We start from the raw sequence: 24,031 nt of genomic DNA, 5'->3' as shown, positions 1-24,031 counted from the left end.
ACCAACTAAACGAATGAACAACAAAGAGGTACAGGTTGTCTACGAAGAACTGATTTCAACTTATCAAAATCTAAAAGCAGAAATTTTTGTTACTGAAATTTTAGAGAAGTCTAGTTTAGATCTTACGGACATTGATATATTTAACAACAGTACCTTTTCTAGGTCTTACAGACGGGATGTTATTGACATCAAACTAGATACCTATTCACGGGATAAAGATAAATTACAATTGCATTTATCCAGAAATGGTCTGTATGACACACTTCCGGAAGGGTTTTTTCACGAACCAGTAAAAGCAAAAAGTGATATTTCCTTTACGGAGCTGCATCAAAAACAAAAAAAACAAGAAAAAGATGCTCGGTCGTTTTTTTCACCTTTAGAAAATGAGTTTTTTACACAACGCGTAAATATTGAAAAAAATGAACGACAGCTAATAAACGAGTTTACGAATTTAAAAACTGATTTTCTTTTAAAGTTTTGGAATTTGGATCCAGAAATCCCTTCTGATTACAGCATTAAACTATTACAACTTCTTCCTTACGTACACAAAATCTCAGGTGAAATTGAACTAACAGCTTTGAGCCTAGAAAAAATAATCAAAGAAAAAGTAAGTATTACAAGAAAATATCACACATTAGAAGATGCTGAAGACGAACATAATGATAGCAAAAACCAACTAGGCGTAGATTTAGTTTTAGAACTAAATGAAACCGTCATTTCTTATCCTTTTTGGGAAATTAATATAGGTCCAGTGGATCAAAAAAATATCGATAAATATATAATTGGGGGAGCTACTAAGAAATTTATTAGTATCTTTTGTGACTATTTTATCCCTATGGAGATAGACACAACAATTAACGTAACATATTCGAATAAAGAAGAAACATTTGTATTAAATGAGACTAACAGTCCCAGAATGGGTCTAACCACTATGATATGAATTTAACATTACAAGCTGCAGCAGTAAATGCTGATTTTTTTAAGGTAGGAATCTTGTTATTAGCAGTTAGTGCTATATTAATGGGAGTAGTTGCTGGGTTAAAAAAACTTTTTGTTAAAAATAAAAAGAAATTCTTGCTATACATGCTAGTAGTTTTACTTGTATTTGCAGGCACAGCTTTATTAAGCAACGAAAAAGTACTTAATAATATTCCTTTGAATAGCTTTATAGGTTTTCAAATCATTTTCTTATGCCTAGGAACGCTACATGTACTAGCAATGAGGAGATTTTTCCCTAATTTATTAGATGATAATCTCACTAAATTTTGGCCCGAATTTCTGTACACAGTAGTTACAGTTTTTATTGGTTTAATCACTTTCCTATTTGTCGTAGAAATATACAAGCCTGATTACAAATATATATTTGCGGCATCTTCTATTTGCTTTATTATACCTATAATGATAGTAAAGCTATATGAATTTGCAATTTCAATACCAGTGCCGATCTATAAAAAGTGGTTCTACCCTATCGATAAGAAAATGAAGGATCCTAAAGATGATGAATTAATCAACCCATTGGTAATTTCATTTGAATTTAACAAAGGAGAAACTACAGACGAGTTAAGTAATTTTAGACTAAAAGCACCAGAGAAAATGGAATTTGGCAAGCTTTTTTACTTCTTTATTAATGATTATAACGATAGACATCCAGAAGGTGAAATTGAGTTCTTAGACGATAAAAACAATCCTTACGGATGGATTTTTTACACCAAACCGAATTGGATGGGCATGCAATCTCATATTGACTTTACTAGAACTATTGAAGGGAATGGAATTAAAGAAAATGATGTGATTATCTGTAAAAGAGCATAAAAATATCTGTTAAAATTTTGTTAAAAAATGATCTCAATTTCCTCGTTGAGATCTTTTTTTTGATAGATGAATTTCACGACAAAGTGCAAATTCCCCGAAAACAGTGTAGTCCTTTTCCTTCTAAAACAACTATTTTTAAAGCACTTAACAAAAGCATAATATACAGATTACCACATATTTTGCTATCTTTACATCGTACAAGTTACATTTATTATATTCAATTATTATTATTATTTATTAATTAAAATTTATTTATTATGTCTTTTAAAGCAAAATTAAAAGTTGGTGGAAAAGAGTATAACATTTTATCCTGCAACTATGGTTTACACCAAGAAACTGATGCAACTGGTCGTCCTTCATCCATTACTAGAGGAGGAATGATAAAAATGGAAGTAGAATCTACTGCAGATACAGGTTTATCTGATTGGATGTTCAATAATTTTGAAATGAGAAATGGTTCTATTGTATTTCTTAAAAGAGATACCGAAGCTACTCTTAAAGAGCTAACTTTTGAAAATGCTTATGCAGTTAAGTATTTTGAAAATTTTGATGCTACTGGAAAGAATCCTATGACTGAGACTTTGACTATTTCTGCACAAAAAATCGGTATTGGTAATGGTGAACACGAAAACGACTGGGTATAACTTCCCCGTTTGATATAACATTAGGTAAAGGGAGTGTTTTTCACTCCCTTTCTCATCTTACATAATCATTTCTTCTTTTTACAAATGTGTAAACAATATGGAATTGATATGTAGTTATTCATTTTAAAATTATCACTTATGTCATTTTTAGCAAAACTAGATCTTGATGGGGAAGAGATAAATATCTTGGATTGCTCATTCTCCTTTAGACAAGATACCGATTATACAGGAAGACCTTGTGCAAAACCACAAGGCGGACAAGTAAGCTTATTAATAGAATCCACCGCAAGTGCTGATTTTTTAGATTGGACGATCTCTCCTACAATTACTAAAAATTGTAAAATCACTTTTTTTAGAAGAGATAATATGTCTAGTCTTAAAAATGTAGAAGTTAAAGATGCATACTGTATTGAATATACTGAACATTTTAATGCAGAAAGCGCAAAACCTTTACAGATACATTTAGTACTTTCAGCAAAGGAGATCACAATTAAAGGTACTACATTTACCAATAATTGGCCTTCGAAAACTTAAAACTGAATTTTCTGAGTTTCATAATATCAATTATGCATAGTTTCTATATCCATATAGGGACTATCCTAATTGGTAGATGATTTTTGGTCTTTTATTTCTTTTTTTAAGTAGTAAAAGGAGTATAATTCGCGGATAAACTTACCTGATTTAAAAACGAGAGTACTTTAATGATTCTTGATAAGAGTATGTATCAATTATAAATTCGGTAACTTTATTACAATTAAATACTATTAATGATATTGATAGTACCCCTAAAAATATAATACTATGGCGTTACAGTCGAAAACACAAATATTCATTGGAGGAACAGCTATAAGTGCCTACAAAAAGTTAATGTTGCATCAACAAATTGATTCACATCATATCATGGAATTGGTCTGTAGAATGGATGTCTTAGAGAATTTCACAGGAGATATTGCCTCTCAGACTAAAGATTATCTAGGTCAGATTATTACCATTCAAATTTCTTCTTTGGGTACATTCTCTGGATATAAAGAATTTGAATTTAAGGGAGTAGTTACTTCTGTAAATAGCACTATGGGATTCCATCAACAAAATGGAGATCTAGTAACGATTAAGGCTCATAGTTGTAGTATTATTGCTGATGATGGCCCTCATTATAACTCTTTTAATGATATGGATCTTGCTTCTATCTTAAGCAACACCTTTCAGGGATACGATCAATCGAAATTAGAAACTATTTTTAGTCCATCAGATACCGAAAACATTCATTATAGTGTACAGCACCAAGAAAGTGCTTTTCAGTATGCAAGTAGATTGGCTGCTCAATATGGAGAATGGTTTTATTATAATGGTAGTGCATTGGTTTTTGGAAAACCAGAAGATGAAGATGAAGTTGTTCTTACGTACGGTCATGATCTACAAGAGTTTTCATTAGACTTAAAACCCTCATCTAATAGTTACAAATATTTTACTAATGATTATTTAACCGATGGACAGCACGAAAAGGCTACTACAGAGGTAAGTTCTGGTGTAAATGGATACAATGGTTTTACCAGTAACAAATCTGATGAAATCTTTCCGAATGAAACCAATATCTATGTAAATTCTTATAACGATCCTTCTTTAAAACAACGAATCGATGGCTATGTTGAAAAACAGAAAAAAGCCGAAGAAATAAAACAAGTTATCTTAAAAGGATCCAGTGATAATCCAGGAGTAAAACTTGGTCAACTCATAAATATCAAAAGTGACAACGGAGATTACGGAAGTTTTCGGGTTATTAAAATAACGCATACCAATACTGAAAATGGTAGATATCAAAATAATTTCGAAGCAGTTACTTCAGAATTAGATGCATATCCAAATACCAATATGATGGCGTTTCCAAAAAGTGAGACTCAGGTAGCTGTTGTAAAAGAAAATAGCGATCCTGATGGTATCGGTAGAATAAGAGTTCAATTCCCTTGGCAAAAAGAAACTGGTGAGTTAACTCCTTGGTTACGAATTGTAACTCCTCACGCTGGAGGAGAAAAAGGATTTCACTTCATTCCAGAAATTGATGAAGAAGTTTTAATAGGGTTTGAAGGAGGAAATGCAGAAAGACCATATGTATTAGGTACTTTGTATACAGGTGGAGCTAACCCAGCAGGTTGGAATACAGCGAACAATGATGTCAAAGCCTTACGAACAAGAAGTGGACACACTGTTGAACTAAACGACGCTGATGGTTCAGAGTTTATCATGATTACCGATAAAAATAGAAATATCATCCATATAGACACTGCTAATAATGATATTACCATTTCTGCAGGAGAAAACATGACATTGAATGCAAAGAATGTCGAAATTAATGCTTCTGAAGAAGTAAAGATAAATGCAGGTACGAATTTGATTACTAGAGTATCGGAAGACCTATCGATATCTGCAAAGAATGCTACAGAAAGTATTGAAGAAAATAAAACACTCATTGCTAAGGAAATTCTGGATAATGCAGAAAAAGTTAGAATCGAAAGTTCCAAACAAAACATGGAACTTGTAAGTTCTAAACAAGTGGATATTCAGGCAGATGATAAAATAAAATTGTTTTAGTAGTACTAGCGTAGAATGGCTAAACTAGATATTGGCACTGGTATTATAGAAGACAACCAAAAAAAAGTTGGATCTTTTAACTATAATCCTATTGGAGTTGCAAACACGTATGGGGTTATACTTGTTTTTGAAGATGATAAGAAAAAAAAGCTGCAAATACATTATGAGATAGATGTAATTTGTATTTATGAAACAGATGACAATCATTTTGAATTTGAAGTTTATAAACATCAAGTTTTTATTAACGAAAAAGCTCCTGATATTCTGATAGATGAATTATCAGATAGATGTGGAAAAGTATTATACCCATTACGATTAAAAGTAAATAGACAAGGAAAAGCTGTTTCTGTTTTAAATCAGAATGAGATTCTCGAAAGGTGGAAAACCGAAGAACAAAATATCAAACAATCCTATAAAGGAAAGGAAATAGATCTTCTACTAAAAAATATGGATCTTATTATTAATAATGAAAGCCAACTTACAGATCTTATCATTCGCAGAGATTGGTTTATTTCACTATTTTTTTCTTCTGTTTATGGAATTGAAGAGATTAGCAAAAAGCAAAAACAACAATTGTTACCCTTTATTCCTTATGCTCCTAGTGTGCCTTTTCAAATAAAAAATAATATCGGCAATCATAAGCATAAGGAAAATGACGTTGTTATAAAAGTTAAAGGAAAATGTATAGATAATAGAAGTGAAAAAGATATCTTAAGAGGAAATCTTATTTCTATTGATAAAAATAAAAAAGCTGTTAAAGGTTCAATGGATTTAAAATATCAAATCTATAAAAATTCATTAATAGCAGACGCTATAACTGGAGTATGTTTGTTAGAGTTTCCTTCTGGGAAATTAAAAAAAACAACCGTAGAGATGTATAGTTTAAAAAACAAAACACCTTTATCTTCGAGTAAAAGAGCAGCTCTTTTCGAAATAGAAGAAGATAAAGAAGTTCCTAAAAAGAAGAAAAAACGTTTCTTTTTCTTTGGGAAATAAATATAGAGTATCATTAATAGATAATTATATATGAGTACAGGACATGTAGTAGTTGATGGAGCAATGTGCAAATGCAAATTTGGTACAACGCCAGATACTTTAGTTGTATTAACACAACAGAAAGAATATATTAATGATTCTGGTGGGAGTAAAAAACTAATTGCAAATACCATGGATATTGGCATGCCTTTAAAAGCCAAAACTTTTGGGCAATGTAAACTACAGCCAAGTTCTAGCGGATATTTACCTTGTGTTCCTGCAATTACGCAGTGGCAGGATTTTTATGACAAAGTTATATTATCCAATCAAGGGCAAATTCTTACAGAAAAAAGTAAAGCCATGTGTGCCATATCAGGTTCGCCAAGTGTAGAATTTACATGGCATGGCCAAACCGCTGCTGCTGGCAGTAGTAGTGTCGAACAAGCTGATGAAGAAGTACAAAGTCAACTAAACCCATTAGTTAATGTAAAGAAGATGGTAGAATCTTTAGACAATGATCTAGAGGTCGAAGAAGAAAATTGGGTTCGAAACGAAGAAGAAAGAGTAGTTTCAGTAACGACAAACTTGTACATAAACAATACTGAAGATTTAAAAACTCCTTTTTTAGATAGCACAGAAACAATTGATCATGATTCTTCTAAACCTTTTATTTCTGGGTTAAGAGGTATTTTTGGTAAAGGTGTAAAACACACTGCCATTAAAGAATTTAAAGATGACCTTACTAAAGGTGCTGTGCCTCCTCCAGAATGGCAAATAGAAAAATCTTTATCTTCAACCCAAGTCGCCTATTATAAGGACAAAACCATACATCTCAATGAAAAATGGGTGTTAAAAGCAGAAAAAGATACAGCTGCCAATTGGATATTGTTTAGAGCAATGATTGAAGAAACTGGACATTATGTTGAGGATTTGATTAGAAATGAGTATGATTCTCTTGGTGGAGACGCTAAAGGAGATGAAGGAACCCTATTTGCTGCTGATTTTATTCGTTATAATAAATTACTCAATAAAGACTTTGAATACGCCTCTTTTAATATTAAAGGCCCTGATGGCAGTATAAGAGAATTTAAAGCATCTGTAAAAAAAGCTTATCCTAGTAGAGAAGAAAAAGCAAAAGACTTATTGTTTATTGAAGATGATAATGATGATCACGGAACGGTTACCCTAAAATCTGGCGAAAAAATTGTTGTAGAATTCTTTAAAATTAGAGGGCAAGGCGCTGTTCATGAAAATATTACAAAACAAGCAGCAAAAAAAGCTGGATTAAAATACGATTATAGATTAGATGAAGGTTGCGCCTGGCCTGATGTTCCATGTGGAGATGAAAACTCGGTAGAAACTTGTTATTATGCTACATGGAGAGATGAACATAAAGAAGGTACTATGGCGTACAGAAGCCACCATGGAGATCTTCAATTCTGGCATTCAATGGCTCCAGCTGGAGATTTTACTAATCAAGAAGTTGTTGATAAAATAGTGGATCAAGCTATCAAATGGTATAAAAAAGCGATCTCGGTTAAAAAAGCAAATCCTGATGCTAAAGAAAAAAATTATCATGGGTTATTTCATATGGGTAAGATTTTACATATGGTTCAAGATTCTTTTTCTGACGCTCACATCATTAGAGACAATCTTGGTAGAATTAAGAACATTCAATCGTATAATAACCAAGATGCTCACAAACATGGACAATCCGATGCTATAGATCCAAAAGATTGGACTTGGGCTCAGAAATATGGCCCAAAAAAAGATGGAGTATCTATTTACGATGCTAACGATGATCAAGTTGTAAAAATAAAAGGAGCTAAAGATGCTATCAATGCTTCATATAACATCTTAGTCTATTTCAAGAACAATGCAACAGAGCAAACTCTTGAAAATTATTTAAGAATGAATATTTACAAATTTGCTAAGGATGAAAAAGGTAAAAGCTTTGGTACTTACAAGGCCGGTTCAGTAGAAAAACACTATGAATAAAAAAACTAATATATAATGATTCAAAAATATGCACCAATAGTAATAATAATATTACAAGTCATTAGTTGTATATGGTATTTACTACCTACTATAAGTCACACTCACGTGCCAGCTGGTTTTATTAGAATGCTTATTTTTGGAGGAATTGCTATCGTTCTACTGATCTTATCTATCATTTTATATTTTATATACAAGCCAACAGGATTATTAACTAAAATTCCAATAATAATATCTATTGGGATGATTTTATTAGCCTGGTTCTATAGTAAATAAGGCTCCAAAAATAGTTGAAGTATGACAACCAAAGATTATATAAAAGTACACAATCCTGCTACAGAAGTGGCTGTTCACGATTCTGAGAATTTAATTACATTAGATCCGGGAGTAAGTGTTACTTTAGAATTTACTGATACTGAAAAATATTCGGACGAAGAAATAAAAAACATTCAGTGGATTGCCAACATGTTTCATAACAGTCCTAAAAACTCAAGCTTTCATAAAACCCTTAAAGGTCCTAAAGCTAAATTTAGAGTTCCCACTGTATATTCTGGTGGTGGATTAGGATGGGTAGAACCGGTATTACCAGGACACGATCCTCAATTTAAACCTCCTTTTGGATATTTTATCAATTCTATTGGAGAACGTAAAATTGATAAAGTGGAATGGACAGATATACATGGCAAAAAAATAAACGGTTCTAAATTCTTTACCGAGGCTGTGCAATTACACATTTATACCACAGGACTATATGGCCATGAAATAAAAGTATGGTTAAAGGATACTAAATATTTTGATTACAATCTCGATTTGGATGAAGATGTTAACAATCCTAATGATACCTTAGCACAATATTTTAGTAGAGAAGTAAAGGTATTACAAGATACAGGTGATAACACGAGTAAAGTACAAAAGGTGGTTATCGATGTTCGTTTGGAAAAAAGATGGGAATATGCTGGCAATACGCTCAATATTATTCCAATCATAGAGTTTAATGTAGAAGGTAAGAAAAAAACTGCCTTTGAAAACAACGCTATTACTGTGGAAACACCCACAGAAAAAGAAGCAAAACAAGTAAACCCTGCTACTAAATCAGGCAACAAACCTACTATTATTGGAGATATAATTACTGATGTAGCAGAATTTCATCCTTGTAAAATAAAAAAAGTTACAGCTGATTATTTTAAAGGAAGTTCTACACAAAATACAGATGGAGGTCAGGATAATACTACTCTTGAAATTTTTGATGAAGCGACTTCATCAAAAGCGGAAGTAATCGAAATTGATGTCGTAGCAGGACCTAGGGTTGCAAGAAGAGAAATTGTTTTTAAAGTTGAAAAAGAAACAGAAGATTGTGTTTTTTTAGGAAAAGAAAAAGATCATAATAAAACAATCGTATCAGTTAATGCTCCGATTATTATAGATAGCAAAATAGAACCTAAAAAATATAGATGGGATGATAGTTTTGTTACGAACGATTTAGGAAAATGGTTTGGTTTTGGAACTTCTTACAACAAAGGTAAGTTTGAAAAAGAAGATCTCAATCATAAAGATCAAAATGATAATAGAGTGCTAGAAGACAGCCATACAACTAGTACTAGCGGCGCTTTTCAAAGTGTAATTGGTTTTAAACGAGAGCATCAAGAAGCACATGAGGTAACCGTAAAAACATACACAGATGTAATTGACGATGATAGTAATTTTACAATTGAAGTGCCTTATGTATATGGATCAGATGCTACAAATGAAAAATTAGGAGATATTATTAAGTGTTTTTTTCCTCTTAAAGCGCCAAAGCAGGTATACCCGGTTAAGTTTGAATCTTGCCGTGGTGAAAAAACTGTAAACATTAATGTATATCCAGATGTAAAATGGACATTACAGCTTGCTTACAACACTGACCCAGATGAATTTAATAAAGTTAGAGAAAAATACAAAGATTATAAAGTCCGAAAAGAAGGATTAAAAGTTGAAAAAGATAAATTAGATATGGAAGAGGCCGTCTCTGAAGATCTAATTGAAAAGTACGAAAAATTAGCCGATAAAGTAAAGGCTAACAAAGGTACCTCTAAAGAAAAGCAAAAAAAGAAAGCGCAAAAAAAACGATATAAAGAATTAGCCAATGAAAACAGGGAAAAGCTGAAAGAAGTTAAAGAAAAAAAGAAAAAAAGAAAGGCTCAAAAAAGAACTCTAAAAGAGGATCGGAAAAATGGTACAGTAACCAAAAAGAATCCTAAATTTTATAATTTTGATAATGACCCAGATAGTTCTTATTCAGATTTAGTTCTTTCTTTATGGGCCGAATGGGATGAGTATGGCGAGATGTTTGAGGTAACCGGCAGTTACCAAAAGTATGCTAATATGGTGCGCCAGTTTTTAGCAGTAAAAGATTTCGTTGAATCTATATTTGGTGGAAGTGCTAAAAAAAGAGGAAAAGCTAAAAAAAGAGGAGACAAAAGAAAACAACAACATGAGGAAAGTGATACTGCACAAGACATTGCTAGAATAACAAAAGCTCTTGGTGGTAGATCAATTTTCTCTATGAATATTATTCCACCTTCTTTAGCCATAGGTGCAAGCTGGTATGGAGAAATACCTAAAGGTAGTCCGCAAGATGGGTTGGGAATTATGATAGAATCATATGTAACTGCAGATCCAATTTTTGGTGTCGAAATGGTTGCTGATTTTTTAGGATTATTACAGAAGGTTCCCTGGTTTCGTCCCATTATTACAATAATGGATTTAGTTGATAATATTGATGTAACCGCAGAACTATCAGTAACAGGAAAATTACACGCACAAGGAATGCTACAATATAATTCGGCATCTGGTGAGACTAACTTCCACCCAGGTCAATTGGAACCAGATGCAGAAGATGATAGCCCTTTCAAGATTGGAGGTACTGTTGAGCTTGCTTTAGCTTTAGGTATTGTTCTCAAAGCCGAATATGCAATGTATGGAGTTGGAAGTGTAACAGGTGCTTTTGAAGCTTCAGCTGAAATGGCTTCTGGAATTACTATAGAAGGTATTCTTGAAGCAACTAAAGTTGATGGTTTTTATATGATTCCTAAAATGACTTTTCACGGTGTTAAAGTAAAACTATTAGTAAAAGGAGAATTAACCATAGAAGATGATCAAGGCACAGAATTATTTAGTAAACCTAAGAAAATAGTTGATGAAGAACTAGTATTATTAGATGAATATGAGAACGTATGGCAAAATGATAAAGGAGAAGATTTAAAATGGGACCTGTTCTAAATAATTACAAATGAAAACAATAACCAGTTTTTTAATTATTATTATTATTAGCGTAACAAGTTGCGGACAAAACAACATTAAAACAAATATGAAATCCATAGAAGATATCGGTAACATCTATAAAGAAGTAGAGCATTTTCCACTAGAAGCAAATTACGGCATTTACATAAATTCTTCGAATACTAATTTTGAGATAAGGGTTAACGACATCCCAGTTTTTATTGGTTACGAATTCATTACTAATGGTGTTTCGCCGAAGGGAAGTTATCTTCCTATTAACCTTGCTATATCAAAATCAGGCATACAAACTATTGAGATAAAAATGTATCCTTCTTACAATAGAGAAACCCAACAATTAGAACCTAGTTTGAAAAATGCTCAGGTAAAAGTGGATGTAGTAAAAAGGGAATATAACACAATCAAAAAAGAATATAGTGAAGAAGAAGTCATTCTGAATCTCGCTTCGCCTACAGAGAAAAATGAAACAAGTAAAAAAACTAGATTTATTTATCCTGAACGCATAGAATATGTTTTTGATGGAACTTTCGAAGCATCCGTTCCTTATACAATTAAAACATTAGAGAAAGCTCAAAATTTATTGACTACTGATGTTGAGGAAATAAAAGAGCTAACAGAACAATTATTATTGAGCTATAACAAAATGTTCGAGATTTACGATCAAAATAAGATATCTGAATATGTGAATCTGATTTATAATAAAGAAAAACGCACTGCTCAACAATTATTTTTCACAGAAGCAGATAGTAAAAAGAGAGTAGGGAAATTGCTAACATCTGGTAAAATTGTTAAGGAGGGGTATAAAATGATGCCTTTTGAAGATTTTAAACTTAGATTTTACGCTAATGGTAAAATAGTTACTTTGGTATACGATAAATTAGGACAAGTAGGACGTAATAAGTCTGTATTACGCTCCACAGGCGAATCAAGAAAAAGTTACTATTCCCTATTTTACAGACCTGTAGGAAGCGATGAATTCATCTTGTATTAATATTTTAAGTGAAACTTATCTTATTTACTTTTTTGTTTTCTTTTAGCTCTTGGGATATACTATTTTTTCTATTAATAGCAGGCATGCTTTTATATCCTTTGCTTAAAAAGAAAAAGCCAGGTCTAATCGAAACTCTTGAAGTTTCCAAAATCGAAACACTTTCTAGCGGATTAGTTAAAATTAAAGGGAGATTAAAAGCAATAGATCATGTAAAATCTCCTATCACAGAAACCAAATGTATCGGTTATAATTATAGTCAGCTTGCATACAGATCTGCAGGAGTAAGAAGAGCAAAAGGGAGTAAAAAATGGCGGACCTACAGAACCGAATCTAAAAGTACCGATTTCTACATCCAAGATGATACTGGAAAAATAAAAGTAAATGCTAAAGACATTTCGATACAAATAAATGTAAATCGATCAGAGAAAAAGCTGTCAAGAACGTTACTAGATGTAGAAAATTTATTGCTAGAAGATGATACAGAATATATCATTACGGGTACGGTCGTCAATAAAAATAATAGTGTTGAAATTATAAAAGACGAAAAAGATAAAGAGTTACGTGTTATGGATATAGCTTTTTATGAATTCACTTTTGAAGATATCCCTTTTATGAAAAAGAAAGTTGGTTTTTTTATAGTATTTCTAGTCATTGGAATTCTGTGTTTTGTTATTTACAAATCCTTTTCTAACTAACATGGGATTAGATGAAATAGTCAAATGGGTTGATATTAATAATATACACAAAGGATTGCTTGTAGCTTTTTTCATCTTTGGCAATATGGGTTTAGCTATCATTTTAAGCATCATTTGTTATATTCTTAAACCGATTAAGATACTTTATAATACTTTGGGTACTATTTCTGCAGGTGCATTAATGGCTACTTTTGTAAATCTTCTTTTCTTAGGTATACTTCTTTGCATAGATATAACCACGGAAATTATTTTGTATAGTGGTCTTTTTATCTCAGTTGCATGTTATGCTTTCTGTCTGCATTATGCCGACAGATTATGGAAAATCGGAAAAGTTTCAGAAAAAAAATAAAGAAATGGTAAAGATATCTACTTATTTTTATGTATTCTTCTAACTAAATAAACTTAAACAAAGTTTATGGGTAATAACAACAATTTAATTTACGAAGTGGAAAAAAGACAACAAGAATTTCTATAATAAATGAGAAATAATATTACGTAATACACAAGCAAATTCAGGTTTTAAGTAAGAATTGAAAATTACCTAATTTGCTGTTTTTAAAGATTCAAAAATAATGTTTGGCAAAAAAGTTAAACACAACATTAGTGCTAATTCTGGAATTAATTCATCTAAATTTAAATCATTCGATTTAAACTTTATTGAATTAAATCATACTAAAATGATTCTTGACTTTAGTCAAGACATGAAATATAATCCATTAGTTAGCGGAATCATTATCTGTTTTATTGCAATATTTCTTCTATTCTTTTCTTTTCAAGAAAACATTTTATGGACTATATTTTTTTCTTTTGTTGTATGTATAGGTTTACTAGTAATTATACGAAGTTTTAGCGCCTCAGAATATCATATAGAATTGGATAGACAGAATAACACGATATCTTTTCCTTTAACTCTATTAAGAATAAAAAAGAAAGTTTGTTTTAGAAACATTAAAATAAAGAGATTACGATTGATGGATACAGAAGGAAATCCTGGTCCTGATTTCTGTTATCTATCAATAACCAATTATGGTTTCTTTTTCAGAACAAAGATTTATAAAGACCTAGAGTATCCAAGTCAAGAAAATTTACTGTTAAGTATCTGGTCATTCTACGTATGGTATATGGATAAAAATAGGCCATTACCACCTGTTGATGTCTTCGATCAATTCCGACAACAAGATTATGAACGTCGCAAAGCGTCTGGGTTTCCAAAACCTCTATATCCAAGCGATATAAAAACTCCAGAAGCCACTAAAGAACAACAAAAAGAACGAGAAACAATCGGTGGTTGGTGATTTCGATGGTTAATAATTCACAAATAGAAGTAGATGAAAACAACATATATCACACTATTTTTAATCATATTACTTTCTACGGTTTGTATAAGTAATATAAATACAAAACCAACTCATTCTCGAATTAAAGGAGATACCATTTTGTTTCAACAACCTGAAGTTGAATATTTATCTGAAACTTTATATGTAAACAGTAAATATCCGTTAGAAGGAGAAATAGTAGTTCTAAAATCTTTTATTGGAAAACCTAATACTGTGCAAAAGCAAATAGATGATTGTGGAGCTATTCTAGAAGACTCTGATGAAATATGGAAGTACTTACATTGGGAAATTGAAGTCTCAAAAACTGAATATGCATTCAGGAAAATAGATGTAGAGCTTTCCAATTTTACCATTAAACATAAGAAGGTTATTTTTTCAAAAAATTATACACTGTTAAATTTCGAAGAAGATTTCCCAGTGTCTTTTACAAAAAATAGAGATCATGAAAAAGATGGAATCATTACTATTCTTATGAAGACTCATCCCCTATCTGATGATCTCTATATCTTTACCTTTCATAACAAAAAATTAAAAGAACTCTGTTATTTCTTTCCATGTTAATCATTACTTTTTTAACATCAAAAAGATCTTAGATCATCCAAGATGAAAAAACAATACAATGTATTTTAAAAAGTAGTGTACAAAAAGAATATCTTAGTGACATGAATAAGTCTCAAATTTTCAAAACACTTATAACAACCTCAATATCAGTATTAACTATAATTTCTGGATGCAAAAAAGCAACACAACAAAGTAATCCAACAGGTACAGATAAACCAACAGCTCGTTTAGAAATATATGTAGATAGAGGTGCTTTTGAATATGATAGTTTTAGTTTAAGAGATACCGTACTTACTTATCATCCATCCAAAGAAGGTTTTAAAAAAGATAGTACTTACTCCAAAAAAATTGTAAAACATATTTCAAAAAAGCAAAAAGATAGTTTGTTAGCTTATATCATTACACATAACGTATTGAACAGTTCTGATCACTACAGTAGTGAAACAACAGATAATAGTCTTTTGGAAATTACTATTATATATAATCAAAACACCAAAAGAATATCCTGCGACGATTTTCAAAGAGGTTGCCCAGATAAAATTCAATACTTCGAGGAATTATTTATCCAATGGATAGAAGTAGATTTAAAACGAAGATTATTACCTGGATAGAATACAATCTCACCTCTACTCTATCATTATTTATCCCATATATGATACCCAAATACCATTTTCTTCTCAAAAAAGGGTAACAATTTCGCGACCATTTGTATCTAATAACAAAGACGTAATGTAATGGGGAAAAACACCCATTTTTATGTAGGAAAACATAAAAATAACATAGGTAACTACATCACTCTTAAAAAATTAAGTATTTTTATATAGGAATAGTTAGGTACTATTTTTGATAACATAAAGAAGTCTATTATTCGGTTCGATGTATCAATTTCTTCCCCAAATCGATTGAACCGTCTAAAATGTTAACTCAGTATACCAATCGTATACTAATATATAAACACGATAAAGAAAATTTCGTTAGTAGTATTATAGAATACAACCAACATAAATAACTAAATCATGGCGCTGCAATCAAACACTCAAATTTTCATAGGAGGAACTCCTATTAAAGCTTACAAAAGATTAATGCTTCATCAAGAGATTGATGCGCATCACGTTCTGGAACTAATCTGTAGAATGGATGTATTAGAAGGTGTTTCAGGAGAAATTGCTTCGGAGAGCAAAAATTACCTAGGAGAAATCCTAACCATTAAAATAGCCTCTTTAGATACCGCTAATGGATATAAAGAACTAGAGTTTAAAGGTATTGTAACTTCCGTAAGCAATACCAAAGGATTTCATCAACAAAATGGTGATATGGTTTCTATCAAGGCACATTCTTGTAGCATCATTACTGATGATGGACCACATTATGATTCCCATAGCGACGTTGGACTATCTGAAATATTAGATAAAACATTTCAAGGCTATGACAAATCAAAGTTGGAAACTACAATCAGTCCTAACAATTCAGAAAGCCTTCATTATAGTGTGCAGCATAATGAAAGTGCTTTTGAATATGCTAGCCGACTGGCAGCTCAATACAGTGAATGGTTCTTTTATGATGGAAGCAAATTAGTATTCGGACAACCAGAAGATAAAGAAACTGTAGAGTTAAATTATGGCCATGATTTACAGGAGTTTTCTATTAACCTTCGCCCTACTCCTAATAACTTCAAGTATTTTACGAATGATTATCTAACAGACGAGCAGCACGAAATGACTACCGCTCAGGTGAATTCTGGAGTAAATGGTTTTAATGGGTTTACCAGTCAAAAAAGTGAAGCTATTTTTGCCAAAGAAACAAGCATCTATGTAAACTCATATTACGATCCACAATTAAAGAAGAGATTAGACACACACGTAGAACAGCAAAAGAAAGCTGCCGAAATCAGACAAGTTCAGGTACAAGGTGTAAGTGATAACCCTGGTGTTAACATTGGACAAGTCATCAAAATTAAAGGAGAACAAACCGATTATGGTAGTTTTAGAATCATTAGTGTTTCTCATAGTTCTACAGAAAATGGTAAGTACCAAAATAATTTTATTGGAGTTACTGCAGATTTAGATGTCTATCCAAATACCAATATGATGGCTTTTCCAAAAAGTGAATCTCAGGTAGCCACTGTTATGGATAATTCGGATCCTGAAGGAATGAGCAGAATAAAAGTGCAGTTCCCTTGGCAAAAAGCAAGCGGAGAAGAAACGCCATGGTTACGTGTACTAACACCTCATGCTGGCGGTGGTAAAGGTTTTCAGTTTACACCAGAAAAAGGAGAAGAAGTAATCGTTGGATTTGAAGGAGGAAACGCCGAGAGACCATATGTAATGGGAGCTCTGTTTACAGGAGGTAGTAATGCAGGAGATTGGAAGACTGAGAAAAATGATATCAAAGCTATCAAAACTCGAGGAGGTCATACCCTATCCTTTTCTGATGAAGACGGAAAGGAAACCATTACCATAACCGATAAAAATGGCAATTCTATCATTCTGGATACTTCTAAAAAAGAAATAAACATTAGCGCTCCAGAAAAAATTAATTTTTCTTCTAAAGAGATCAATATCAATGCAGAAGAAACGGTAAATATCGATGGTAAAAACAATGTAAACGTTAAGTCTAAAGAAATTCTAAACGACGGTAGCTCTAAAGTTACTATCAATAGTGCTGCAAAAGTAGAAGTGGGTGCACCGAGTACACTAGTAGAAGGAAAAGCAGAACTAAAACTGACGAGTAAAGGGATGACCGATATCGATGGTACTACCATGACCAATGTAAAAGGAGGATTGTTAAATCTTAATTGTGGGTAATTAATCATGAATAATGAACACAATCCCATAGCGCAACTTATCACTACCATTCAACAAAAATGGATAGATGAGGTAACTCCAAATAATCATATACAGTTGGTACGATGGTTAATCAAACCAGATCAAGCTAGACTATATGAAGGGTTTCTGCGTTTAGAATCCACTCCCAATGGTGGTTTGCCAGATGTTCCTATTGTATTATTAACAGCTTTTGAAAATAAAGAAACTCATAGTAGAAATCTGATTAAAGATTGGATCGAAACTTTTAAAAAGGATAAAGAACTACAGAAAGAACTTAATGCACGAGATTTAAAATTCGATTGGAATATTTCTGAATATGAGACCAAACTAGAAAATGAAGATACAGATCATAATCTTCTATTGCTGGAAATGTTAAGTACGTTCCAAAAAGCGATGCCAAATCCTCAATTACATCTAGCATTGTCTTTGTATCCATATTCTGTAGAGGAAACCAAAGATTATGAAAAATGGATTGACCATTTGATACAGCTAGGATTACCGGATAAGGTTAGGATTATGTTCTTTGATTATGTAGAAGAACGATATTTTGACAATCTCGTCAAAACACATTCAGATATTGTAAAGTCTTTAGCTGTTCCTATAGATTTACAAGGAGCTATTAATAAAATCGCTGCTGCAGGAGATCCTAATGATCCCGAAGTTCAATTTAGACAATGTATGATCGAAATGTCTAAAAGCGTTACCAAAAAGAATTTACCACGACTTCATACATGGGGAAAGAAAGGACTAATGATCACTCAGAAATCTGGTAGTAAGTCTGCATTTGCAACAGCTCATGTGATTTATGCGGGTATGCTTTTTAATTTTAAAGAATATGAAGCTATTGATGAACTACTGCAAAAAGCAATGGCTATCGCAAAACAAGGACTGTCTGGTGGAGAAGATAATTGCAAACCGATTATCGTGCAAACCTATGGATATCAAGCAAGCTGTAAGCAATTACAAAAACAAAAGGATCTAGCAGCAGATTTGTTTTGTAAACAAGCTGAAACTTCTATAGAATTTGGCTTTGGTCCGCAAGCATTAACCGCTTGGTGGCTAGGATATAATGTGATTAAAAAAAGAGATAAAAAACGCTATGCAACTGTTGTTACTGAAGCGTATCAATATGGAGTTTCTTTAGCTCCAGAATTGATAAAATCAACTTGTATGGCATATATCGCAGCAGACTATTACAATCTATGCGAAAAGAGTAGAGATCTAAACGAATGTGAATCTGTTGATGTTTTTATGAAAGAAATCGAAGGAGAACAATGGAGAACAAATGTAGAAGCACATCGTAAAGAAATGGAAAAAAAGAGTCTTTCAATTTTAAACTGGTTTTAGATATGTTATTAGCTAGTAAACATTTTACTCCTGTCATCGGAATTGATATACATATCACTGTACTTCCGCCAGGAATTCCTACTCCATTACCCTATCCATATGTTGGAATGGTAATAGATCCTATGGATTATGTTCCTATTATTGGGTCTACGGTAAATGTAAATTGTGTACCAAAAGGAAATAGTGGTACAGCTGGTATGATCGGTACTGTGATCCACATACCAATGGGTGGTCCCTTTGCCATGGCTCCTATGATTGGACATGATTCCATGAACTTTTTTGGAAGTACCAAAGTAAGTGTAGAAGATTCTTACTTTACACCAGCAGGATATATGACCATGACCTGTAATGATATTGGGATGCCATTAACTGCTACTCCAGGAAAAAAGATGAAACCTGTTCCTAGTTTATACCTACCATCGTCGATGAGTATTCCTATGCCCATGGGAAAACCTGTAAATGTTGGTGGACCTTACGCTCCGGATTTAATGGGAATGTTAATGGCTCTAGTAATGTCTTATGGCTTTGGCGCGTTGATGAAAGGTGCCGGAAAAGGACTAACAAAATTAAATCATAAAGTATTAAAAAAGTTCCCTGCCACACAAGGTCTTAGTAAAAAAATGTGTAAAATGGGATTCGAACCTGTAGATCTTGTTACAGGTCGGATGGTGTACGAAGGTGAAGATTTTAGTATTGCCGGACCAATTCCTATTCGTTGGGAACGAAATTGGTACTCAGATTCTGCCTATGAAGGCATTATGGGATACGGAATGCATTGCAACTATGACCTTGCCTTGCACGTAGACTATGACGAAGATAGTATTGTAATGCGTTTACCCGATGGGAGAATTACTTCTTTCCCAATGCTACTTGTAGAAAATGAATCGTCTTATAACAGAACTGAAAAACTAACACTCACTTTCATCAATGGTCGTACCTATGAAGTTACCGATCATCAAACACAACAGACCTATACGTTTACAAAATTTACTGACTCTCTATATAAACCTACTAGTTTAAGAAATCCTGAAGGTTTCGAAATTCAATTTGTATATAATGCGGTTTATCAGTTAAAGCAAATCATTGATACTGCAGGTAGAAGGATTAATTTAGAATTAGATGAAGACAATAGAGTTACCGAAATAACAGCAACACACCAAGGAGAAACCAGAACACTCGTTAGATATAACTACAACAAAGAAGGAGATTTAACCGAACTCATTGATGCATTGGATCAAAAAACGGTGATGGAATATGAAAATCATCTAATGGTTAAGAAAACAGACCGTAATGGTCAAGCGTTCTATTGGGAATATGATGGAAAAACCACGGGAGCTAAATGTATCAGAACTTGGGGAGATGGTGGTATTCTATCTGGTAGTATCGAATATCATAAAGGATACAATATTGTTACCAATTCTTTAGAACAAGAAAGTATTTATTATTTCAACAATCTAAATCTTTGTACACAAGTAACCGATCCAATGGGAGATCATATTTTTCATGAATATACTCCATATATGGAACCGTATCGGGATATCGATGAAGAAGGAAACATTACAGGATATAGTTATGACGAACGCGGAAATCTTACTGGATTACATCAGCCAGATGGTTCTGTTATTGGATTTGTATATGACGAAAAAGATAGATTGGTGCTTACCAAAGATCCTGCTGGTGGATCCGTAGTAAAAACTTTTGAAAATGATCGTCTACATGCTGTGATTGGATTGGATGGAGGTGTTACTTCCTTTGAATATAATGAGCAAGGACTGATCGATGAAGTAAGAGACAATGCTGGTAATCGGACTAAACTTGCGTATGACAAAGATCATAACTTACACAAGTTAACATTACCAAATGGAGCAGAATCTCATTGGGAATATGATGCTTGGGGAAGATGTTTACACACTAAAAATTCTGAAGATCACCAGCAGCAATTCTTCTACGATGAATTAGATCGTATTTACCAAATACGACAAGCAGATACCAATCTCGTAAAACTAAAATACAACGCTTATGATGAGGTAATACAAACCATTGATCAAAAGAAACGTGAAGTTAATTTTGACTATACGCCAATGGGAAGCCTTAAAATGCGAGAAGAAAATGGCAGGAAAGTATTTTTTAAGTACGATACCGAAGAACAGTTAAACACTATTACCAACGAGCATAATGAATACTATCGTTTTTCTAGAAATGAAAAGGGAGAAATCATTAGAGAAATTGGTTTTGATGGATTGACCAGAAAATATGATCGTGATCGCGCAGGAAAAGTATTAAGAGTAAATCGACCAGATGATAAATATACAGAGTACGAATATGATTATAACGGGCGAATTACAAGAGCAGAACATAGTGATGGTACTTGGGAAACCTATAGTTATGATCTCAATGGTAATTTAACAGAAGCTATCAACGAACATAGCCATGTACAACTCATCAGAGATTCTGCGGGACGAATCATTGCCGAAAAGCAAGACGGTCATATTGTAGAAAGTGAATACGATGCACTAAGCAATCGTACAAACATTACCAGTAGTCTAGGTGCTAATATTGCCCTAACTAGAAATAAACTTGGCTTGATTGAAGAAATGAATGCTGCTGTTTCTTTTAAAAGCTTCTCTCCTTCCGAAGGAGAGATGTCCACCCAAAGTGGACAGAGAGGTTCTTGGACCGCACAATTTGAGCACAACAGTTTGGGTATGGAAGTAGAACGCATACTTCCTGGTGGTATTACCAATCATATAGAATATGATCATGCGGGTAGACCGATACAACACAAAGTAACGGCTGGTAATCGAGAAATGCGTCATCGTACCTATACTTGGAATGTAAATGATCGATTGACCAAAATGGTCGACGAATTAACTCGTGGAACGGTAGCCTATAGTTATGACGAATTTAATAATCTGGCTAGTGCTCGATATGAAAACAAGCAGTTTGATTACAAATTACCAGATGAGGTGGGTAATTTATACAGAACGGAAGGCAAAGGTGATCGAAAATATGGAACTGGTGGACAACTTTTAGAAGCAGATGGAAATACATTTAGGTATGATGCTGAGGGAAATCTAATCACTAAGATCACCAACAAAGGAAACTGGGACTATGATTGGTACGGAAACGGGATGCTACGATCCGTGACCGACCCTAAAAACAACACTACGCAATTCGAATACGATGCTTTAGGTCGTAGAACTGCAAAAATAAATTTCCAAAAAGGCTTCTCTCCTTCTCAAGGAGAGATGTCTACCACAGGTAGACAGAGAGGTTCCATCACCCGCTTTGTATGGGACGGCAACGTCCCACTACACGAATGGAGTTATGATCTCAATGACAGACCTGAATTGGTGGTAGATGAATTTGGAATGCTGGCAGAAAGTAAACCCGAACCTATAGAAAACCTGATTACCTGGGTTTTTGATGAAGGTACATTTAAGCCTGCTGCTAAAATTACAGCAGAAGACTCCTACTCTATCATTACAGATTATCTGGGAACTCCCGTAGAAATGTACAATAGCAGAGGCGAAAAAACCTGGCAAGTAGAGTATGATATTTATGGAAAAGTACGTAAACTTGTAAAAGGTTCATTGAATGATTGTCCATTTAGATATCAGGGTCAGTATGAAGATATAGAAACTGGTCTATATTATAATCGATTTAGATATTATTCACCAGATGAAGGAGTTTATATATCGCAGGATCCAATAAGGCTAGCTGGTAGTGATAATCTTTACGCTTATGTACACGATTCTAATTTTTGGGTCGATCCTAATGGTCTTATGGCGTTTGGATCAGGAAAAGGAACTCACAATGCGACTGTAAATGTATTTGATAATTCTGGAAACCTTATTCATACCGAAGCATTCCAAAGTGGTAATATGACTGCTGCTGAAAAAGCTTTAGGATTTCCACAAAGTACCTTAGCAACACATACAGAAGCAAGAGCGGTTAAAAAATTACCTTTACAACCTGGACAAAGAATGGAAATCATAGGACAATATCCTCCTTGTAATTCTTGTAAAGGTAAAATGAGAGGTGCAAGTGGTGTTGGTGCAACTGTTGATTACAAATGGACAGATGATACAGGAAAAGCACAACATGTTCAATTCCAAGATGGTAAAAAGACAATCGATTCAACAAGTAAAAACCCTAAATTTCACCCTAAAGGTTGTAATTAAATGTTCGAAATAAACTTTAAAGTTAAAAACATATCTATTACCGATAACAAAGAAGATATGTATTATATGGTCTCATTAGCTGATTCAAAGGACAGTAATCCTTCAAATTATTTGATCTTTCAAAAAACATATGATCCAGATGAACTTGAAGAAGAATCAGAATTAAGCGAACCTTATATAGAATGTAATGGGGAATCCTGTTATAACTGTTGTAATTTACTCACATTTAATAAGGATGAATTGCAATTTGAAGTTAAGGGAACTAAATTTTCATTACTATTTAACGATATGGAATTTAATCGTAAAGAGTTTATTGAAATGATGAAAAATATTTTTGATTCTCGATTAATCGTATCTTGATTTTAATAAAATAGAGTCACTTTCTTTTTTAGGGAGTGACTTTTTATTGATATAGCTTAGTACTTTGATGAAACAGATTTATAGAAATAGCAAACATTATTATCAATGGTATTACTGCGTACTCTATAGAATGCCCTTTCTGTATTAATAAGAAAAAACCAAATGCAGCATAGAGACAACTAACAAATAATTGTAGAGCATTAAGACCAATCCCAATTTTATTGTATAGTGACGCTGCTGCCAAAATTACGGAAGATGACTCCTACTCTATCATTACAGACTATCTGGGAACACCCGTAGAAATGTACAATAGTAACGGCGAAAAAACCTGGCAAGTAGAGTATGATATTTATGAGGGCAGAGCGTAAAGAAAAGGTCTGGTAGACCTTTTTAGCGATCGCGCCAGACTGCCGCGCTGGATTTTTTCGTAAACTTGTAAAAGG

The 24,031-nt window shown here is 33.0% G+C and carries 19 protein-coding genes; all 19 read left to right on the top strand.

All coding sequences use genetic code 11. The annotated features are described in order from the left end of the window. Nucleotides 1-13 precede the first annotated feature (13 nt). Nucleotides 14-940: a hypothetical protein gene (locus Q1B37_RS22825; protein WP_299902926.1), complete on the top strand. Its 927-nt coding sequence runs from the start codon at nucleotides 14-16 to the stop codon at nucleotides 938-940. Further along, nucleotides 937-1,812, top strand: a complete 876-nt coding sequence (locus Q1B37_RS22820; RefSeq protein WP_299902924.1) for a TssN family type VI secretion system protein — start codon at nucleotides 937-939, stop codon at nucleotides 1,810-1,812. Before Q1B37_RS22825 ends, Q1B37_RS22820 begins: the two co-directional genes overlap by 4 nt. Nucleotides 1,813-2,069: 257 nt before the next feature. Further along, a complete protein-coding gene (gene tssD, locus Q1B37_RS22815) occupies nucleotides 2,070-2,456 on the top strand; it encodes a type VI secretion system tube protein TssD (protein ID WP_299902922.1) in 387 nt (128 codons plus the stop codon). 138 nt (nucleotides 2,457-2,594) lie between these two features. Further along, entirely contained in the window at nucleotides 2,595-2,990 is a 396-nt protein-coding gene (tssD, locus tag Q1B37_RS22810) for a type VI secretion system tube protein TssD (RefSeq protein ID WP_299600212.1), read from the top strand. Between the two features lie 267 nt (nucleotides 2,991-3,257). After that, entirely contained in the window at nucleotides 3,258-5,042 is a 1,785-nt protein-coding gene (locus Q1B37_RS22805) for a phage baseplate assembly protein V (protein ID WP_299902920.1), read from the top strand. A 15-nt stretch (nucleotides 5,043-5,057) separates the two neighbouring features. After that, the gene (locus Q1B37_RS22800; RefSeq protein ID WP_299902918.1) at nucleotides 5,058-6,038 is read left to right on the top strand and encodes a hypothetical protein; all 981 of its coding nucleotides are present in this window, start codon (nucleotides 5,058-5,060) and stop codon (nucleotides 6,036-6,038) included. A 30-nt stretch (nucleotides 6,039-6,068) separates the two neighbouring features. Continuing rightward, nucleotides 6,069-8,015 (top strand): DUF4280 domain-containing protein, encoded by a 1,947-nt coding sequence (locus Q1B37_RS22795; protein WP_299902916.1) that lies wholly within the window; start codon nucleotides 6,069-6,071, stop codon nucleotides 8,013-8,015. 294 nt (nucleotides 8,016-8,309) lie between these two features. After that, nucleotides 8,310-11,270, top strand: coding sequence for a hypothetical protein (locus Q1B37_RS22790; protein WP_299902914.1), 2,961 nt, complete (start codon nucleotides 8,310-8,312; stop codon nucleotides 11,268-11,270). Nucleotides 11,271-11,280: 10 nt separating this feature from the next. After that, entirely contained in the window at nucleotides 11,281-12,279 is a 999-nt protein-coding gene (locus Q1B37_RS22785; protein ID WP_299902912.1) for a hypothetical protein, read from the top strand. 83 nt (nucleotides 12,280-12,362) lie between these two features. Next, on the top strand, nucleotides 12,363-12,974 hold the full coding sequence (locus tag Q1B37_RS22780; protein ID WP_299902910.1) for a hypothetical protein: 612 nt from the start codon (nucleotides 12,363-12,365) through the stop codon (nucleotides 12,972-12,974). 1 nt (nucleotide 12,975) lies between these two features. Next, nucleotides 12,976-13,323, top strand: a complete 348-nt coding sequence (locus Q1B37_RS22775; RefSeq protein WP_299902908.1) for a hypothetical protein — start codon at nucleotides 12,976-12,978, stop codon at nucleotides 13,321-13,323. 223 nt (nucleotides 13,324-13,546) lie between these two features. Continuing rightward, nucleotides 13,547-14,269, top strand: a complete 723-nt coding sequence (locus tag Q1B37_RS22770; protein ID WP_299902906.1) for a hypothetical protein — start codon at nucleotides 13,547-13,549, stop codon at nucleotides 14,267-14,269. 33 nt (nucleotides 14,270-14,302) lie between these two features. Next, a complete protein-coding gene (locus tag Q1B37_RS22765; protein ID WP_299902901.1) occupies nucleotides 14,303-14,872 on the top strand; it encodes a hypothetical protein in 570 nt (189 codons plus the stop codon). A gap of 101 nt (nucleotides 14,873-14,973) precedes the next feature. Next, nucleotides 14,974-15,483 (top strand): hypothetical protein, encoded by a 510-nt coding sequence (locus Q1B37_RS22760; RefSeq protein WP_299902899.1) that lies wholly within the window; start codon nucleotides 14,974-14,976, stop codon nucleotides 15,481-15,483. 405 nt (nucleotides 15,484-15,888) lie between these two features. Next, on the top strand, nucleotides 15,889-17,676 hold the full coding sequence (locus Q1B37_RS22755) for a phage baseplate assembly protein V (protein ID WP_299902896.1): 1,788 nt from the start codon (nucleotides 15,889-15,891) through the stop codon (nucleotides 17,674-17,676). A gap of 6 nt (nucleotides 17,677-17,682) precedes the next feature. Further along, nucleotides 17,683-19,044 (top strand): hypothetical protein, encoded by a 1,362-nt coding sequence (locus tag Q1B37_RS22750; RefSeq protein ID WP_299902894.1) that lies wholly within the window; start codon nucleotides 17,683-17,685, stop codon nucleotides 19,042-19,044. Nucleotides 19,045-19,046: 2 nt separating this feature from the next. Then, nucleotides 19,047-23,228, top strand: coding sequence for an RHS repeat-associated core domain-containing protein (locus Q1B37_RS22745; RefSeq protein WP_299902892.1), 4,182 nt, complete (start codon nucleotides 19,047-19,049; stop codon nucleotides 23,226-23,228). Next, the gene (locus Q1B37_RS22740) at nucleotides 23,229-23,588 is read left to right on the top strand and encodes an Imm10 family immunity protein (RefSeq protein ID WP_299902890.1); all 360 of its coding nucleotides are present in this window, start codon (nucleotides 23,229-23,231) and stop codon (nucleotides 23,586-23,588) included. It abuts the gene before it with no gap. 221 nt (nucleotides 23,589-23,809) lie between these two features. Then, entirely contained in the window at nucleotides 23,810-23,956 is a 147-nt protein-coding gene (locus Q1B37_RS22735; protein WP_299902887.1) for an RHS domain-containing protein, read from the top strand. Nucleotides 23,957-24,031: the final 75 nt, after the last annotated feature.

The organism is uncultured Aquimarina sp. (assembly GCF_947492965.1).
GTDB lineage: Bacteria > Bacteroidota > Bacteroidia > Flavobacteriales > Flavobacteriaceae > Aquimarina.
Note: the sequence above shows the minus strand (reverse complement) of the source record. Positions and strands in the feature narration are given on the sequence as shown.

Bases quoted from the DNA above. Each gene is read 5' to 3' on its own strand.
- Q1B37_RS22825 (WP_299902926.1), top strand. From the start codon at position 14: ATGAACAACAAAGAGGTACAGGTTGTCTACGAAGAACTGATTTCAACT.
- Q1B37_RS22820 (WP_299902924.1), top strand. From the start codon at position 937: ATGAATTTAACATTACAAGCTGCAGCAGTAAATGCTGATTTTTTTAAG.
- tssD (WP_299902922.1), top strand. From the start codon at position 2,070: ATGTCTTTTAAAGCAAAATTAAAAGTTGGTGGAAAAGAGTATAACATT.
- tssD (WP_299600212.1), top strand. From the start codon at position 2,595: ATGTCATTTTTAGCAAAACTAGATCTTGATGGGGAAGAGATAAATATC.
- Q1B37_RS22805 (WP_299902920.1), top strand. From the start codon at position 3,258: ATGGCGTTACAGTCGAAAACACAAATATTCATTGGAGGAACAGCTATA.
- Q1B37_RS22800 (WP_299902918.1), top strand. From the start codon at position 5,058: ATGGCTAAACTAGATATTGGCACTGGTATTATAGAAGACAACCAAAAA.
- Q1B37_RS22795 (WP_299902916.1), top strand. From the start codon at position 6,069: ATGAGTACAGGACATGTAGTAGTTGATGGAGCAATGTGCAAATGCAAA.
- Q1B37_RS22790 (WP_299902914.1), top strand. From the start codon at position 8,310: ATGACAACCAAAGATTATATAAAAGTACACAATCCTGCTACAGAAGTG.
- Q1B37_RS22785 (WP_299902912.1), top strand. From the start codon at position 11,281: ATGAAAACAATAACCAGTTTTTTAATTATTATTATTATTAGCGTAACA.
- Q1B37_RS22780 (WP_299902910.1), top strand. From the start codon at position 12,363: ATGCTTTTATATCCTTTGCTTAAAAAGAAAAAGCCAGGTCTAATCGAA.
- Q1B37_RS22775 (WP_299902908.1), top strand. From the start codon at position 12,976: ATGGGATTAGATGAAATAGTCAAATGGGTTGATATTAATAATATACAC.
- Q1B37_RS22770 (WP_299902906.1), top strand. From the start codon at position 13,547: ATGTTTGGCAAAAAAGTTAAACACAACATTAGTGCTAATTCTGGAATT.
- Q1B37_RS22765 (WP_299902901.1), top strand. From the start codon at position 14,303: ATGAAAACAACATATATCACACTATTTTTAATCATATTACTTTCTACG.
- Q1B37_RS22760 (WP_299902899.1), top strand. From the start codon at position 14,974: ATGAATAAGTCTCAAATTTTCAAAACACTTATAACAACCTCAATATCA.
- Q1B37_RS22755 (WP_299902896.1), top strand. From the start codon at position 15,889: ATGGCGCTGCAATCAAACACTCAAATTTTCATAGGAGGAACTCCTATT.
- Q1B37_RS22750 (WP_299902894.1), top strand. From the start codon at position 17,683: ATGAATAATGAACACAATCCCATAGCGCAACTTATCACTACCATTCAA.
- Q1B37_RS22745 (WP_299902892.1), top strand. From the start codon at position 19,047: ATGTTATTAGCTAGTAAACATTTTACTCCTGTCATCGGAATTGATATA.
- Q1B37_RS22740 (WP_299902890.1), top strand. From the start codon at position 23,229: ATGTTCGAAATAAACTTTAAAGTTAAAAACATATCTATTACCGATAAC.